12 protein-coding genes are annotated in these 16,037 nt (G+C 71.6%); 4 read left to right on the top strand and 8 right to left on the bottom strand.

What is annotated here, in order from left to right; translation table 11 throughout:
* Positions 1–259: 259 nt before the first annotated feature.
* The 7 genes from VKV26_03690 to VKV26_03660 form a co-directional block, all read right to left on the bottom strand.
* Positions 260–2,128: a PA domain-containing protein gene (locus VKV26_03690; protein HLZ68991.1), complete on the bottom strand. Its 1,869-nt coding sequence runs from the start codon at positions 2,126–2,128 to the stop codon at positions 260–262.
* 77 nt (positions 2,129–2,205) lie between these two features.
* Positions 2,206–4,665 carry a CoA transferase gene (locus VKV26_03685; protein HLZ68990.1) on the bottom strand — a complete coding sequence of 820 codons (2,460 nt, stop codon included), beginning with the start codon at positions 4,663–4,665 and terminating at the stop codon, positions 2,206–2,208.
* A gap of 89 nt (positions 4,666–4,754) precedes the next feature.
* Positions 4,755–5,255, bottom strand: a complete 501-nt coding sequence (gene moaC, locus VKV26_03680) for a cyclic pyranopterin monophosphate synthase MoaC (protein ID HLZ68989.1) — start codon at positions 5,253–5,255, stop codon at positions 4,755–4,757.
* A gap of 81 nt (positions 5,256–5,336) precedes the next feature.
* Entirely contained in the window at positions 5,337–5,912 is a 576-nt protein-coding gene (locus VKV26_03675; protein HLZ68988.1) for a VOC family protein, read from the bottom strand.
* A 468-nt stretch (positions 5,913–6,380) separates the two neighbouring features.
* Positions 6,381–7,511, bottom strand: coding sequence for a M20 family metallopeptidase (locus VKV26_03670; GenBank protein HLZ68987.1), 1,131 nt, complete (start codon positions 7,509–7,511; stop codon positions 6,381–6,383).
* Between the two features lie 44 nt (positions 7,512–7,555).
* The gene (gene menC / locus VKV26_03665; GenBank protein HLZ68986.1) at positions 7,556–8,698 is read right to left on the bottom strand and encodes an o-succinylbenzoate synthase; all 1,143 of its coding nucleotides are present in this window, start codon (positions 8,696–8,698) and stop codon (positions 7,556–7,558) included.
* Positions 8,699–8,771: 73 nt separating this feature from the next.
* A complete protein-coding gene (locus VKV26_03660) occupies positions 8,772–9,596 on the bottom strand; it encodes a hypothetical protein (GenBank protein HLZ68985.1) in 825 nt (274 codons plus the stop codon).
* 182 nt (positions 9,597–9,778) lie between these two features.
* Between VKV26_03660 and VKV26_03655 the strand changes: the two genes are divergently transcribed.
* On the top strand, positions 9,779–12,589 hold the full coding sequence (locus tag VKV26_03655; protein ID HLZ68984.1) for an adenylate/guanylate cyclase domain-containing protein: 2,811 nt from the start codon (positions 9,779–9,781) through the stop codon (positions 12,587–12,589).
* Between the two features lie 37 nt (positions 12,590–12,626).
* On the opposite strand, the gene VKV26_03650 is transcribed toward VKV26_03655, so the two are convergent.
* Positions 12,627–12,884, bottom strand: coding sequence for a hypothetical protein (locus tag VKV26_03650; GenBank protein HLZ68983.1), 258 nt, complete (start codon positions 12,882–12,884; stop codon positions 12,627–12,629).
* Between the two features lie 283 nt (positions 12,885–13,167).
* Between VKV26_03650 and VKV26_03645 the strand changes: the two genes are divergently transcribed.
* The 3 genes from VKV26_03645 (at position 13,168) to VKV26_03635 (ending at position 15,914) form a co-directional block, all read left to right on the top strand.
* Positions 13,168–13,605, top strand: a complete 438-nt coding sequence (locus VKV26_03645) for a VOC family protein (GenBank protein ID HLZ68982.1) — start codon at positions 13,168–13,170, stop codon at positions 13,603–13,605.
* 287 nt (positions 13,606–13,892) lie between these two features.
* Positions 13,893–15,098: an acyl-CoA dehydrogenase family protein gene (locus VKV26_03640; protein ID HLZ68981.1), complete on the top strand. Its 1,206-nt coding sequence runs from the start codon at positions 13,893–13,895 to the stop codon at positions 15,096–15,098.
* Positions 15,099–15,203: 105 nt separating this feature from the next.
* Entirely contained in the window at positions 15,204–15,914 is a 711-nt protein-coding gene (locus VKV26_03635) for an SDR family oxidoreductase (GenBank protein HLZ68980.1), read from the top strand.
* Positions 15,915–16,037 lie beyond the last annotated feature (123 nt).

The following is a 16,037-nucleotide window of genomic DNA, read 5'->3' as shown; positions in this document are numbered from 1 at the left end:
GTCATCCAACAGCGGCTCAAGCGGGCCGGGGCACGCTGGTCGGATGCTGGCGGCCAGGTCATGGTTGCACTCCGCGCCCAGCACGCCACGCAACTCGCCCAGGCCGCCTAATCACTTGACCCATTACAACTTGTCACACCCATGTGGCCCCGGCTTCTCCCACCGCCGCCCCGCGACGAGGAACGTGCATCGAGAAACGAGAAACCAGGCTCCTCGCTCCGGGCTTCTCGCTCCGTCTCCTCCGGTCACCTGCCACTTTCTATTCCCTGTTCCCTGTGCCCTGTGCCCTCGCCCAGCGCAGCGTGTAGAGGCCGCCGTTGATGTCGCTGAGGTAGACCACGTCGCCTGCGACGTAAGCGCCCCAGACCAGCGGCGTATCGGGAAACTCGGTCTGCAGCGGGTTGTGCGTGACCGGCGGCACGTAGGCGGCAAGCTCGCGGGGCGCGGTTGGGTCGGAGATGTCGAACACGCGCACGCCGTCCGTGTACCAGGAGACGAAGGCCAGGTTGCCCACCACGAAGGGGTTGTGCGCCGAGTAGTAGCCGGGGCCGGGCGCGGGAAACGTGGTGCTGTCGGCCGTCTGCATTTCGCTGAGCTGGCGCGGCGCCGCCGGGTCGGAGATGTCCCAGATGCGCACGCCGCCCGAGTGCCGCTCCGAGGGCAGCGTCACCGGCAGCGGGGCGTTCGCCAGCGCCGCCTGCAGCGCCGCGCCGTCGCTTGCGCCGATCACCACCACGGGCGCGCCCAGCCCGCGCCCGCCGCCCAGCGAGACGGCGTCGCCCGGCGCCATGACGATCGCCGCGACGGCGCCGGCCCCGATCGCCCGCGCCGCCTGGTCGTAGGGCTGGCAAGGACCGGCGTCGAGCAGAGCGACCCGGCCACGGACCGCCGCCGATACCGCGCCGCAACCGCCGCCGTCCACCAGGCTGCCCGCGATCACGCCCGCGCCGTTCAGCGAAGCCGAGTACAACGCCTCGCAGGCGGCGACCTGGCGCGGGCCGTCGGGCGCGTCTACCCGAAGATGCAGCCCCGGCGGCGGGCCGAAGATGCCGCTCTCGTCGGCGATCAGCAACTCGTTGCCGCCGTTCGCCTCGGCAGCGGAGTGCGTCTCGCCCTCCTCGCCCGGCGGATAGCGGATCCAGGCGATGAGGCGCGGCGCGGTCGGGTTCGAGATGTCGAGCACGATCTCGCCCGCGTCCCAGTAGGAGAGATAGGCGCGGCGGCCGTCGGCGCTGGCGTGGGCGCTGTGAGCGAAGATCTGACGATTGCAGCCGATGCCGCCGCTGAGATCCACGCCCAGCGCCTTACCCGCGCCCCAGGCCGAGAGCTGCTTCGGATGGCGCGGGTCGCTCACGTCCACGATGCGGAACTCGCCCGTGCCGTGGTCGCGCTCCGCGTAGGGCACGGCCAGCAGCGCCAGCATGCGATCGCCCTGCTGCACCAGGTCCAGCTCGTGCACGCCGATACCCGGATCGGTGGAGAAGAAGGAGAGCGTGGCCGGGTGGCGCGGGTCGCTCACGTCCACCAGCGCCAGGCCGCCCTGCCCGGCGCGGCCGCAGTGCTGGATGCCCACGGCCAGCAGATCGCCGCTGAAGGCGGGCGAATCCACATGCTGAACGCGCACGTCCTCCTGCGAGCTGCCGGGCAGCGCGGCGGCGGCGGCCACGGGCGTCGGCTTGGCCGGGTCGGAGACGTCGACGATGCGCACGCCGCTGGCCGGGCAGGCGCTGCCGGAGCCGTAGGCGCCGATGTAGGCGAAACCGTTGTGCACCCAGACGTTGCCGTTGAAGCCGCTGTCGCCGAGATCGGTCTGCCCCAGCGGCGTCAGCGTGACCTGGACAGGCCGCGGCGCCGCCGTGACCGTGGCCGCAGGCGAGACAGCGGGCGCGCTCGTCGCGTCCGGCGTGGAAGGCTCGGCCGGCGCGCTCGTCGCGGCGGCAGCGTTCGCGGCCTTCCGCACGGCGGGCTGCGCCGGGCCGGCGGCTGTGACTTGCGCGGCCGGCGTGGCGGCGCTCGGCCTCGCCGTCGGCCGCGGCTTGCCACCGCTGCATGCCGCCAGCAGCGCCCCCGCCAGCAGCGGCGCAAGGCGCGCAAAAGCGCGGACACAGTCGATCCGACGCTGGCTCACGGAATCGCGGCTCCGCGGGGGCTTGCCTTCATTCTGCGGCAGAGCGGCTGCCGCCGGTCAAACCACCCGCCGTGGCCCTACTCCAGGGCGCCGGCCGCGTGCAGCGCTGCAATCCGCGCGGCACTGAGTCCCAGCACCCCGGCCAGCACCTCGTCCGTGTGCTGCCCCAGCGTTGGCGCCGACCGTTGCACCGCCAGCGGCGTGCCGCCGAGCTGCCAGGGGATGCCCGCATGCCGCGCTCCGCTACACTCCGGGTGCGGCAGCTCCACCCAGAAGTCCCGCTCAGCCAGCCGCGCGTCCGCCGACACGTCCCGCGTCGTCGCCACCGCCTGCGCCGCCACGCCCGCCGCCCGCAAGGCCGTCGCCGCAGCCTCGGCTTCGCGCGCCTGTGTCCAGGCAGTGATGGCGGCGTCGATCTCGTCCTCGCGCGCTTTGCGGCCGGCACGGTTCGCCAGCGAAGGAGCCGCCGCCAGATCGGCGCGACCGATCGCCCGCGCCAGCGCCTGCCACTCGCCGTCGCTCCAGCAGGCGAGTGCCAGCCAGGCGTCGTCCCCTGGGCCAGCGCAGCGGTAGACGCCCTGCGGCGCCTCGAAGGCGTCGCGGTTGCCCTGGCGCTCGGGCTGGCGGCCCTCCACCTGGTAGGCGAGCAGCCCCTCGGCCACCAGCGGCAGCGCCGCCTCCCACTGCGACATGTCGATGCACTGGCCCTGGCCGCTGCGCTGGCGATGATGCAGCGCGGCGAGCACGGCCAGCGCCGCGTTGAGGCCGCCGTTCGGGTCGCCGTAGGAGATGCCGACCTCGCGCGGAATGCCGCCGGGATAGCCGGTCAGGCTCATCAGGCCGATCATCGGCACTTGCGTCGGGCCGTAGGCGACGTACTTGGCGATCGGCCCCGTCTGGCCGTGACCGGCGAGCGAGATCTGGATGATGTCCGGCTTGATCTGCTTGAGCTTTTCGTAGCCCAGCCCCATGCGCTCCATCACGCCGGCGCTGAAGTTGTCCGCGACCACGTCGCTGCGCCGTACCAGCTCATAGGCGAGTTCCATCGCTTCGGGCTGCTTGAGGTTGAGGGCGATGCTGCGCTTGCCCTGGTTGTACTGGTTGAAGTAGCCGGAGCGGTTGATGCCACGTTCCTCCTGCCACATCGGCGGCAGGCTGCGCACGGTGTCGAGCCGGCCGGCGGACTCGATCTTGATCACGTCGGCGCCCAGGTGCGCGAGCTGCAGCGTGGCCACCGGCCCCGCCCAGACCCAGGTGAAGTCGGCCACGCGCACGCCTGCCAGGGGCGGTCGGGACGAAGGTAACAGGTTACTGGTGACAGGTGACAGGGTGGGGGCGGCTGCCTCGGCCTTGCTCTCCACCTCGGACCCGCTGCCCTCCGCTTCGCGGAGCACCTCTTCGCTGTGCTCGCTCAGGCGCGGGGCGCGGCGGCCCGGCTGCCAGGGCGTGAGGCCAAGCTGCCACGGGGCGCCGGGATAGGTCAGCGTGCCGGCGTCCGGATGATCGAGCTGCACGAAGGCGCCGCGGGCGTTGAGGTGATCGTTGCGCAGCAGCGCCGCCATGTCATTCACGGGGGTGCAGGGGATGCGTCGGGCCTGCATCGCGGCATACGTCTCGGCCACGCCGCGGCCGGCCATCTCGCTCTCCAGCAGGCCGAGCAGAGCGTCGTTGTTCTCCGCGCGCACGAGGCGGTCGGCGAAGAGCGGACTCTCCGCCCACTCGGGATTGCCGAGGAAGTCGAGCAGCCGCTTCCACTCGTCTTCTGTGACCGTGAGCAGGAAGAAGAGCCCGTCCGCGAGTTGCACCATACCCCACGGCCCGACGATGCGCGTGCCCAGCCGGCTGGCGACGCGGTTGTTGTACAGGTAATGCATCAGGCCGCTTTCGAGCTGGCTGGCGATGGCAGCCTGGGTGGAGATGTCGATCAGCTGTCCGCCGGCGCCCCCGTCCCGCGCCAGCAGCGCCCCCAGGGTGGCGATCACCGCGTGCAGCCCCGCCTGATAGTGCGCTTGCTGGCCGAACGGCGCCAGGGGCGGCAGGCTGGCGTTGTCCAGCGCCCCCGGGCTGATCGAGAGCCAGCCGCTGGCCGCTAGGTCGGGCAGCGGCCGCACCGGCAGCTCGCGGTCCTCCGTCACCGCCAGGCCGAAGGGCGTGATCAGCGTGACGATGAGCCGCGGGTTGGCTGCCCGCAGGGCGGTGTCGCTCAGGCCGCGGCGTTCGAGCAGCGCCGGCGAGCCGCTGGCGATCAGGATATCGGCGCCGGCGGCGAGGCGTCGCAGTTGCGCCTGCCCCGCGGCGGTTTCCAGGTCGAGCACGACCGAGCGCTTGGCCTGGTCCAAAAAGAGGTGCAGGCCGCCCGTCTCGGCGCCTTCCTTGCCGGCAGGAAAGGGACCGCGGCGCCGCAACGAGTCGCCGGCGGGCGGTTCGAGCTTGACCACGTCGGCGCCGAGCTGGCCGAGGATCTTGGCGGCAAAGGGCGCGGCCACCAGCTCGCCGCACTCCAGCACCCGCAGCCCCGCCAGCGCTCCCTCCGCCATCGTTTCGCCCTCCCCGTCTCTCGTGACACGCCACAGCGTACAGGGAACAGGCCGCAGGGCGTAGGGGTGGGGCCGACGCCCTGCACCCTCTATTCCCTGTCCCCTGTCCCCTGTTCCCTGAACACGCCGCTCTTGCCGCCGGACTTGTGCGCCAGGCGCACGTCGCTGAGGCGCATGCCGCGGTCCACGGCCTTGCACATGTCATAGATCGTGAGGCCGGCGACGGCTGCAGCGGTCAGCGCCTCCATCTCCACGCCGGTCTTGCCCGTGGTCTTGACCGTGGCGCGGATCTCGATCGCGCTGGCGGCTTCGTCGGGCGTCAGCTCGACCGTGATGCCGGTGAGCAGCAACGGGTGGCAGAGCGGGATCAGCTCGTGCGTGCGCTTGGCCGCCATCACGCCGGCCAGCTCGGCCGTGGTCAGCACGTTGCCCTTGGCGATCTCGCCGGCAAGCACCAGCGCCAGCGTTTCCGCGCGCATCAGCACGCGGCCCCGCGCCGTCGCCTCGCGCACGGTCTCGTCTTTGGCCGTCACATCCACCATGCGGGCGCGGCCATGCCGGTCGAGATGCGAGAGGCGATCGGCGGTCATGGTTGGCCCCGCTCCAAAACGAGCGGGGCGCACCGGCGTGCGCCCCGCAGACTAACGCAGCGGTGAGAACGACGCTGCCGGCTAGGAGCCGAACTTCTTGTACCCGGTGTCGTCCTGCAGCGCCTCGGGGCCTTCGTTCGGCAGGTTCTTGGCGTAGTTCAGCGCGCCGTTCACATCGCCCGACCAGATCTCCTCCGGCAGCTCGTACAGCACCTCGATGCCGTGGCCGTCGGGGTCGGAGATGTAGACGCTGTGGGTCATGCCGTGGTCGACGCGGCGGTGGAAGGGCACGCCCTTGCTCTGCAGGAAGGCGATCTCCTGCAGCCACGCCTCGCGCGAGGGCCACTTGATCGCGACGTGGTTGATGCCCGTCTTCTGGGCGCCCATGTTCCACTCGCCGGACGGGTCCTGCACGCTCTCCGGGTTTTGCACCTGCATCAGCGCCAGGTCGTGGTGCGAGCCGGTGTTGCCGCGGTAGAAGCGCATGGTGACGCCGGGCCGGTTGGCCAGCTCGCCGCACTGCTCGAAGCCCAGGATGCCCGACCAGAAGGCGTGGGCGCGCTCGATGTCCTTGACGTTGAGCACCAGGTGATTGATGCCGGCCGGAGCCACCGGCGCCGCGGGCGGGGTGACCTCGGTGCGTTCCTGCGTGGTCATGCCGCGATCCTTTCTCACTGCCAGCGTTGGCGCTGGCAAACCTGCGGAATCCTCCCCCAGTGTAGAGGAGATGCGCAAATGCGGCATCATCGGATCGCGCGCAGGCGCGGCCGCCCGGGGTGCCTAACCCTGGTTTCGCCGGCGAAACCTGTCCCTTCCCGACACAGGAAGGGTCTCTCTGAGCATTCCCCGCAGCATGAGACGGGAGCGGGTTGGGTGTCTTCGCGGGAGGCGCCGGGAAGCCACGTGGCGCACGGGGGCGGCGGCCACTGGTGTTTTCGTCTCTGCGATGAGGCAGGCAAGACCAGCACGGTGTTGCCTGCCGCCCGGTTGGAGGACGGCCGGGGATCCCGCAAGGACACCGGCGCTTCGCTCCCCTGGCACGGTCCTTGGTGCGCTTCAGGGGTCCCTTCCTCGTTTCGGGAAGGGACAGACGGCGATGGCCGTCAGGGTTAGGCGCCCGCCGGATTACAGCGCGTCGAGCAGCCCGGCGCTGAGCGCGGCGCGGCGCGGCAGGCTCTCGAGCAGCACCTGCTCGTCGGCAGCGTGCGCTCCGCGGCCCTCCGGCCCGAGGCCGTCGAGCGTGCCCAGGCCGAGCGCCGCGGTGAAGTTGCCGTCGCTGCCGCCGCCCGTGGCGCCCTCGCCCAGCTCCACGCCCATCTCGGCCGCGATCGCCCGCGCCCGCGCGAACAGCGCCGCCGTGGCCGGGCTGCGCTCCATCGGTGGGCGGTGCAGTCCGCCGGAAACGGCGATGCGGGCGCCCGGCAGCACGGGCTGCAGGCCGCGCAGCGCGTTGTCGATGCGCCGCGCCTCGTCGGCGCGGGAGACGCGCACGTCCACTTCGATCTCGGCGCGGGCGGCGACGACGTTCGAGCGTGTGCCGCCGCGCAGCACGCCGGCGTTGAGCGTGGTGCCGTGTGCCGGCGCGTTCAGCGCGTGCGCGGCGATGGCCTGGTGCGCCGCCTCGAGCACGGCGCTGATCCCCTTCTCCGGCTCGACGCCCGCGTGCGCGGCGCGGCCTTCGATCGTGACGGTGTAGCGGCCCGTGCCTTTGCGCGCCGTCTTCAGCGCCCCCGCCGGCAGCGGCGACTCGTAGACCAGGGCGTGGGCGCACGATCCGGCCAGCGCCTCGATCAACCCGCGTGAGGAGTGGCTGCCCGTCTCCTCGTCCGAGTTGAAGAAGACCCAGAGCGGCCGCTTGGGCCGGCCCTCCAGCGCCCGCAGCGCGTAGAGCAGGCAGACGATACCGCCCTTCATGTCGAACACGCCCGGCCCGCGCATCACGCCGTCCTCGCTCGTCACGGGGTACTCGCGCAGGCTGCCGAGCGGCCAGACCGTGTCGTAGTGGCAGAGCGCCAGCGCCGGCTCTGTCTCGCTTCTGCCCGGAATGCGCACAACGAAGTGATCGCCGTTCTGCGCCTGTGGGAAGCGCTCGAGGGCGCCGAGCGGGGCGAAGAGGTCGAGCAGCCGCGCGGCCATGCGCTCCAGCGCGGCGCGGTCGTCCGTCGGCGACTCGATGCCGGCCAGCTCGGCCACCAGCGCGGCCAACTCCCCGACGCGCGGTTCGAGTGCGGCCCGGACGGCGGCGGCAACGGACACGGCGCGACTCCTGCTCGTGGTGGTGAAAGGGCGCAGGCGCCCGCTTAGACGGCGACCCGCGTGCGGGCGGTCAGCGACTCCTCGCGCACGAGCGCGGCGCGCAGCCGCTGCTCGATCACGTCGTGGCCGAGGCCGGGGCGGTCGAGCGGCACGGGCATCAGGCCGTCGTGCATTACCAGCGGCGGCTCGACCAGGTCCTCGCGGTAGCGTTCGCTGAAGCTGCTGATGTCGCCGGGCAGGGTGAAGCCAGGCAGGCTGTTGATCGCCACGTTGGCCGCGCGGCCGACGCCGAACTCGTGCATGCCGCCGCACCAGACGGGCACGCCGCGCGCCCGGCAGAGGTCGTGCACGCGCTTCGCCTCGCCCAGCCCGCCCAGCCGCGAGACCTTGATGTTGATAATGCGGCCCGCGTCGATCTCGAGCGCCTTGCGCGCGTCCTCGGCGCTGTGGATGCTTTCGTCCAGGCAGATCGGCGTGCGCAACTGCTTCTGCAGCGCGGCGTGGTCGATGATGTCGTCGTCGCCCAGCGGCTGCTCGATCATCATCAGGTTGAAGCGGTCGAGCGCCTGCAGCAGCGGCGCGTCGGCCAGCGTGTAGGCCGAGTTGGCGTCCACCATCACCGGCAAGTCGGGGAAACGCTCGCGCACGGCTCCTACGTAGGCCACGTCGTGGCCCGGACCGATCTTCATCTTGATCCGCCGGTAGCCCTGCGCCGCCGCCCGCGCCACCTGCTCGACCAGCGCCGCGGGCGATGCCTCGATGCCCAGCGAAATGCCGCTCTCGATCGCCGGCCGCGCCTCCTCGCCGCCCAGCGCCCACGCGACGGAGACGCTGCGGGCGCGGGCGTCGAGGTCCCAGCAGGCCATCTCGAGCCCCGCCTTGGCGAAGTTGTTGCCACGCACCTTCTGCCAGAGTGCGGAGACCGTCTCCGGCGATTCCCACGCGACGCCCAGCAGCGCCGGCGCGAGGAAGTCGCGCAGCAGGTGCCAGCAGGTCTCCGTCGTCTCCGGGCAGTAGTAGGGGTCGGAGGGGCTGGCGCACTCGCCCCAGCCCTCGGCGCCGTCCGCCGTGCGCAGGCGCACGAGGATGTGCTCCAAATGGTCCTTCGTGTGGCTGGAGGTGGTGAACGGCCGCACCAGCGGCAGCCGCGCCAGGCAGAGGTCAATGCGCTCGACCGTGTAGGCCATCGTCACAGCTCTCCTTTGCCACCTGGCCGCTCCGCGGCCATCTCAGCTGCCACCTGGCCGCTCCGCGGCCATCTCAGCGCAACCGTTTCAGCAGATAGAAGACCCGGCGGCCCGCCGCGTGATCGTCGCGCTGCACGTCCATCGCCACGTAGCCGGCGGCGAAGGCGCGCTGAAACGCCTCGCGCACGGCCTGCTGCCAGGCGGCCGCCTGCGCAAGCTCGTGCGCCCGCAGCGCGGCGATGTCGGCGGGAATCTCGATGCGCAGCGGCCGCGCCGCTTCTGCCGCGGCATCGTTCCAGGCAGGCGCCGGCGACGGCGCGGGCCTCACCAGATCGAACGGCTCCGCATCGCCGCCCAGCCACGTGCGCGCTACACGCTCGACCGGCCATTCGGCCAGCAGCCGGTCGCTCTCCAGGCCGGCGTTGAGCGCGTCGCTGCGCTCGCCGAAGTAGTTGACCTGGTAGGTGCGGCAAATTGCTCCCAGCTTGTGCAGGTTGAAGTTGGCGTTGCCGGCCTGCAGCGGGTCGAACGACCAGGCGACGAGCGCCAGTCCCTGCCCAACCGCCCACTCGCGCTGCGCCTGCTTCAGCCGGCCGCCGAGGCCCAGGTCGCGCAGCGACTCGTCGACCGCGGCGAGCTGCGAGTAGAGCGCCCAGCGCCCACGAATGCGGCCCAGATAGCCGAAGGCGAAGCCGGCCAGCCGCTCGCCGTCTGCATCCGGCACGAAGGCGCCGAGCACCAGCCCGCCGGCGTGCTGCACGCTGATCATCGTGGCGACGGGCACGACGTAGCCGTCTTCGGTGATGCCCCAGGCGCGCCGCTGCAGCTCCTGGCAGGCGCGGTACTCGGCCACGCTCTGCACGGGGCGCACGGTGACGGCGGGCGCGGCAGCGTTCATCGCCTCGATCGCCTGGCCGCACGCGAATTCATGCGCACGGCACTGCGCCGTCATTGTAGCGCCGCAGCACCCGGAGCAGATGGAGCCCTGTGGCTGAACGTTGTCAGCGGTCAGCCACGCTGGCTATGCTCGGCGTGCCGGCGAAGCCTTGTGAGGCGTTCGCCGCACTGTGAGGCCGCGCGATGGCCGATCTGCCTACCGGCACGATCACCTTCCTGTTCACGGACGTGGAGGGCAGCACGCGCCTGTGGGAAGCGCAGCCCCAGGCGATGCGCCAGGTCATGGCCCGCCACGACGCGCTGCTCACCGCCATCTTCGAGCGGCACGACGGCGTGGTCGTGCGTCCGCGCGGCGAGGGCGACTCGCTCTTCTGCGTCTTCGTGCGCGCCAGTGCTGCCGTGGCGGCGGCGCTCGCCGGGCAGCGGGCGCTGGCGGCCGAGGACTGGGGTGAAATCGGCCCCTTGCGGGTGCGCATGGCGCTGCACACGGGCGAAGCCGACCTGCGCGAGGGCGACTACTACGGCAGCGCGGTGAACCGCTGTGCCCGTATTCGCGCCGCGGGGCACGGCGGCCAGGTGCTGCTCTCGGAGGCGACGGCACGGCTCGTGCGTGAGGCGTTGCCCGCCGGCGCGAGCCTGCGCGAGTTGGGCCGCCACCGCCTCAAAGACCTAGCCGAGCCGGAGCAGCTCTACCAGCTCACTGCTCCCGGCCTGCCGGACAGCTTCCCGCCGCTCAAGACACTGGAGAGCCGGCCCAACAACCTGCCGCTGCAGCTCACCAGCTTCCTGGGCCGCGAGCGCGAGCTGGCGGACCTGGTGCGGCTGTTGACACAGGCACGGCTCGTCACGTTGACCGGTGCCGGCGGCACGGGCAAGACGCGGCTGGCGCTGCAGGCCGCAGCCGCCACGATCGACGCCTTCCCCGACGGCGTCTTCTTCGTCGACCTGGCGCCGCTGACGGACCCCGCGGCCGTGCCTGCGGCAGTGGCGCTGGTGCTGGGCGTGCAGGAGCGGCCGGGCGTGCCGCTGCGCGAGACGCTGGGGCGGGCGCTGCGCGAGAAGCGGCTGCTGCTCGTGCTGGACAACTACGAGCACGTGCTCGACGCGGCAGAGTTCGCCGCGGTCCTGCTGCAGGCCGCGCCGGCCATCACGCTGCTGGTCACCAGTCGCACGGTGCTGCGGCTGCGCGGCGAGCGTGAGTACCCGCTTGCCCTCTTGCCGCTGCCGGCTGAAGGGGAGCGCCATCCCGCCGCGCTCACCGGCAACGCGGCGGTGCAATTGTTCGTGGCGCGGGCGCAGGAGGCGCGCCCGGACTTCGGGCTGAGCGAGGAGAACGCGGCGGCCACTGCAGCAATCTGTGCCCGGCTCGACGGCCTGCCGCTGGCGATCGAGCTGGCCGCCGCGCGCGTGCGCAGCTTGTCGCCGGCGGCGCTGCTCGGCCGCCTCGCCAATCCGCTGCCCCTGCTGACCGGCGGGCCGCGCGACGCGCCGGCGCGGCAACAGACGCTGCGCGACGCGATTGGCTGGAGCTACACGCTGCTCTCGGCCGAAGAGCAGAGGCTGTTGCAGCGGCTTTCGGTCTTCGCCGGCGGGTGCACGCTGGAGCTGGCAGAGGCCGTGGGCAACGCGGACGGCGACCTGGGCATCGAGGTGTTCGACGGGATCTCCTCGCTGGTCGAGAAGAGCCTCGTGCGGGAGGCGTCCTCCGCGAACGGCGAGCCGCGCTACCGCATGTTGGGGACCATCCGCGAGTTTGCGCTGGAGCAACTGGAGGCGAGCGCCGAGGCGGAGGCGCTGCGCCGGCAGCTCGCGCTGCAGGTCGTCGATCTCGTCGAGCGCTCTGTCGATACGGATGCGTCGACTCGGCTTGAGCCCGAGCTGGACAATCTGCGGGCGGCGCTGGGCTGGTGCGTTGCGCGCCGGGAGCTGGACGTCGGTGTACGCCTGTTCTGGAGCGCCCATCGCTTTCTCGCGGACCTCGGCCTGCCGAACGAGGCCGAGACCTGGCGGCAGCGGCTGCTGGCGCTGCCCGAAGCGGCCGAGCCAAACGTCTCCCGGGCGAGGCTGCTGGCCTGCGCCGTTTCGGCGTACACGCCCACCACGGCGTTGGAGGCCGCGGAGCGGGGACTCTACGAAGCGGTTGCCCTGAGCCGGGAGTTGGGCGACAGCCTCTGCCTCGCGGAAGCGCTTGGTGCGCTGGCGTTTCGGTCATTTATTCTCCGCGGGTGGGATGAGCTGGATCCGCTCGCGGAAGAAGCCTCCGAGCTGTTCTACCGCCTCGGCCGGGTTGACCGGGTTGCCACCGTCGGCACGTATCCGTTCAGCGGCGCCCTGGTGCGCGGCGAAGTGGCGCGGGCCGAGTCGCTGTTTGCCGCGCTGCAGGAGACGCTGGGCAGTGCCGGTCGGCGGACCCGCGCCATACTGCGCGCGCGTGAAGGTCAGCTTGCCATCGCACGCGGGGAGTTCGGCCGGGCGCGGACCCTGCTTGAGGAAGCCACCCGCGAATTGCGTGTGATCGACGGCGCGAACAGCAACGCCCGGCTGCTGTTTCTGGCGTTCCTTGCCTGGGCCGAGTTGCTGGACGGCGACACCGCGGCCGCCGCCGCCCGGCTCACAGAATGCTTCGGGGTTAACCGTCGGGTCAAACGCATCGCGGGCACCGGCGGTGGCGGGGGGGTGTGGTCGGCACTCAGTTGCGTGAGTGTGGCGGCCGCGCGCGCTGGCATGCCGCGGCAGGCCGCCCGGCTGGAGGCGGTCGCCTCGGTCTGGCGGCCGGGGCGCGGCGGCATACCAGTGCAGATCGTGATGCAAACGATCGCCACGACCCTGGAGCGGTTACAAGACGAACTCGGCGAGGACGCCTTCTCCGCCGAGCGGGCGACGGGCGCGGCGCTCTCTGTCGAAGAAGCGATCGACCTCGGGCTGGCGGTCGCCGAAGAACTGGTTCGCCTGCACGGCCCGCCGGCCGCAGCGCCGGCCACATCGCCGGATTGACGGCCCGCGGCAGCGGGCCGAGCGGAGGAAACCGCGCTCAGCGGCCGGGCTCGGGCGGGCGGGAGACGTGGCCGGAATGGGGACGCGCGGCGGCCTCCGCCCAGCCCTGCAGTCCTTCGCCCAGCCGCACCAGCCGCGCACCCAGCCAGCGCGCGGCGGCGTGGCGTCGCGCCAGGCGCTCCCGCGACTGCCAGAGCAGCCACTCGATACGGGCGCGCTCGGAGGCGGTGGGCGACTCGTGCGTCAGGCGGTACTCTTCGAGGCAGACATAGACATGATGATCGAGCGGCGACATGGGGGCCTCCTGAAACCGGAGAACCGAAGCACCGAGGGACCAGGCAACCGGGGCGCGGCTGCGCGCCGGGGAGGAACAGTCAACGCCGACGCTTCATTTTAGCACGCCTGTTCGCGCCGTCTGCTGCCGCCTTCTGTCGAATTGCCGGCAGATTGGGCCGGGACCATCGCTCGCCCGCGGCGGCGCACGGAGAGGCGCGCCGCGATGCACAATGGCGCTGTGCCGCGGTGCGGCGGGCGTCCGCGATCGGGTGCTCGCTTTGATTGCTCAGGAGGCAGAAGCGATGGCCGTCACCGGCTTCGACCACGTGGCGATCCCGGCGGAACACTACGAGGAGATGATCGGCTTCTACCGGCGGCTCGGCTTCGGCATCGTCGGTGAGGAGGCATGGCGCGCCGGCACGGGGCACCTGGTCTCCGTGCAGTTCGGCGCCAACAAGATCAACCTGCATCCGCCGGCGCTCTGGCAGCGCGCGGCCTTCACGCTGCGCGGGCCGGCGGCGCGGCCCGGCTGCGGCGACTTCTGCTTCGTCTGGGACGGCGACGTGGCGGGCATCACGGCGCTGCTGCGCGAGGCCGGCGCCCCGGTCGAGGTCGGGCCGGTCTCGCGCCAGGGCGGGCGCGGCGGCGGCACGGCCGTCGGCGCCAGCGTCTACACGCGCGACCCGGACCAAAACCTGCTGGAATTCATCGTCTACCCGGCAGGGGGCGGGCAGGCGTAGTACCATCGGGGCGTTCGGCCCTCACCTCATCTCACATACCCCTCTCCCAATCCTGGGCGAGGGGCGAACGTGCGTTGCCGGATCGGGGCGGCGTCGGGTTAGTCGGGCGCTGTTGGTCGCGCCGGTGGGCGCGACGGGCGCACGCCGTGCGCCCCAACCAGAGATCGCTAACCCAGCGGCCGCTGGAACTTCCTCCCCCAGGATCGCCCCTCTCCTTCTCCCCAGGATTGGGAGAAGGAGAGGGGTAAGGGGGTGAGGATGAGGGCCAACTGCAGGAGGTCAGCCGCATGGACTGGAAAGACTCGCCTGAACAGGCGGCGTTCCGCGCCGAGGTGCAGGAGCTGGTGCGCACGCGGCTGCCGGAGCGCTACCGCCGGCTGGCCGCCGCCGGCGAGGTGGAGGGCCGCGCCTGGGAGTTCGACCGCAAGTCGCCCGACCCCGCCATCCGCCAGGCGGCGATCGACTGGCACCACGCCCTGGGCGAACGCGGCTGGGTGGCGCCGCACTGGCCCAAGGAGTACGGCGGCGCGAGCCTCACGCCGATGGAGCGGTTCATCCTCAACCAGGAGATCGCCCGCGCCGGCGCCCCGAACGTCGGCGGTTCCGGCGTCTCGCTGCTGGGGCCGACGCTGATCGTGCACGGCACCGAGCAGCAGCGCCAAACGTACCTGCCGCCGATCCTGGCCGGCGAGGTCACCTGGGCGCAGGGCTACTCCGAGCCGGGCAGCGGCTCCGACCTCGCTTCCTTGCAAACGCGCGCCGTGCGCGACGGCGACGAATGGGTCGTCAACGGCCAGAAGATCTGGACTTCGGCCGCGCACACCGCCGACGCCCTCTTCGCGCTCGTGCGCACCGATCCGGACGCGCCCAAGCACCGCGGCATCACCTTTTTGCTGATCGACGACATCAAGACGCCGGGCATCACCGTGCGGCCGCTGGTCGACATGAGCGAGGGGCACTACTTCAACGAGGTCTTCTTCGACGACGTGCGCGTGCCCGCCGGCAACGTCGTGGGCGAGGTCAACCGCGGCTGGTACGTGGGTATGACGCTGCTCGACTTCGAGCGCAGCAACATCGGCGGCGCCGTGGCGGCGCGGCGCACGCTGATGCGCCTGCTCGACCACCTGCGCGCCGACGAGGCGCTGCGCGAGCGGGCAAAAGCGAACCGGCTGCGGCAGGAGCTGGCACAGCGCTACATCGAGACGGAAGTGATGTTCCAGCAGTCGTTCCGCATCGTCTCGATGCAGGCGCGCGGCGAGATTCCCAACTACGAGGCCTCGATGGCGAAGCTGTTCAACTCCGAGCTGTCGCAGCGCCTGGCCGAGACGGCGATGGAATGCCTCGGCATGAAGGGCGGTATCGTGCGCGGCCGGCCGGAAGGCAGCTTCGCCCGCGGCTACCTCGGCGCCGTACCGGCCACCATCCGCGGCGGCACCTCCGAGGTGCAACGCAACGTGATCGCCACGCGCGGCCTCGGCCTGCCGCGGGCGTAGCGCGAGGAACGAGGAAATAGAAAAAAGGAGATAGGAAATAGGGGGAACGGCCCTCCCCTCGTTCCTATTTTCTATTTCCTATCTCCTATTTCCTTCGGAGGGGGCATGAGCGATCTGCTGGATGGGAAGGTGGCGCTGATTACCGGCGGCGCCAGCGGCATCGGCCGCGCCGGCGCCCTGCGCTTCGCGGCGGCGGGGGCGCGGGTCGTGATCGCCGACGTGCAGGACGAGGCGATCGCGGGCGTGGTGGAGGAGATCGGCACCGGGCAGGCGCTCGGTCTGCACGCCGACGTGACCGAGGAGGCGCAGGTAGAGGCGGCCGTGCGGCATGGGGTCGAACGGTTCGGCCGGCTCGATGTCGGCCTGTTTGCGGCCGGCACAGGCGGCGGCGGCCCGATCCACCTGCTCGAGAGCGAGGTTTTCGACCGCGTGATACGGCTCAACGTCTACGGCGTCTTCTACGCGGTGAAGCACGCCGCCAACCAGATGATCGCCCAGGGCCGGGGCGGCTCGCTGATCGCGATCGCCAGCCTCAACGCGCGCCAGGTGGCCGAGGGCTTCACCGCCTACTGCACGAGCAAGGCGGCGGTGGCGATGCTGATGCAGAACGCCGCGCTGGAGCTGGGCCGCCACGGCATCCGCGCCAACGCGATCGGGCCGGGGCTGGTGCAAACGCCGCTCTCGGCGCGGCTGTGGCAGACGCCCGCCGTGCGCGACGCCTTCATCGCGGAGACGCCGATGGGCCGCTACGCCCAGCCCGAGGAGGTCGCGGAGCTGGCGCTCTACCTCGCCTCCGACGGGTGTGACAAGTTGTAATGGGTCAAGTGATTAGGGTCTGTCTGATGAATGGACCCGTTGCCCGGTATCCTGTGCAGGAGGGTGTGCACACCACAGGAGCTGGGCATGGTCGGGCGGGGAGAACTGACGGACGCAGCGTGG

This window comes from Dehalococcoidia bacterium, from assembly GCA_035310145.1.
Classification (GTDB): Bacteria; Chloroflexota; Dehalococcoidia; order CAUJGQ01; family CAUJGQ01; genus CALFMN01.
Note: the sequence above shows the minus strand (reverse complement) of the source record. Positions and strands in the feature narration are given on the sequence as shown.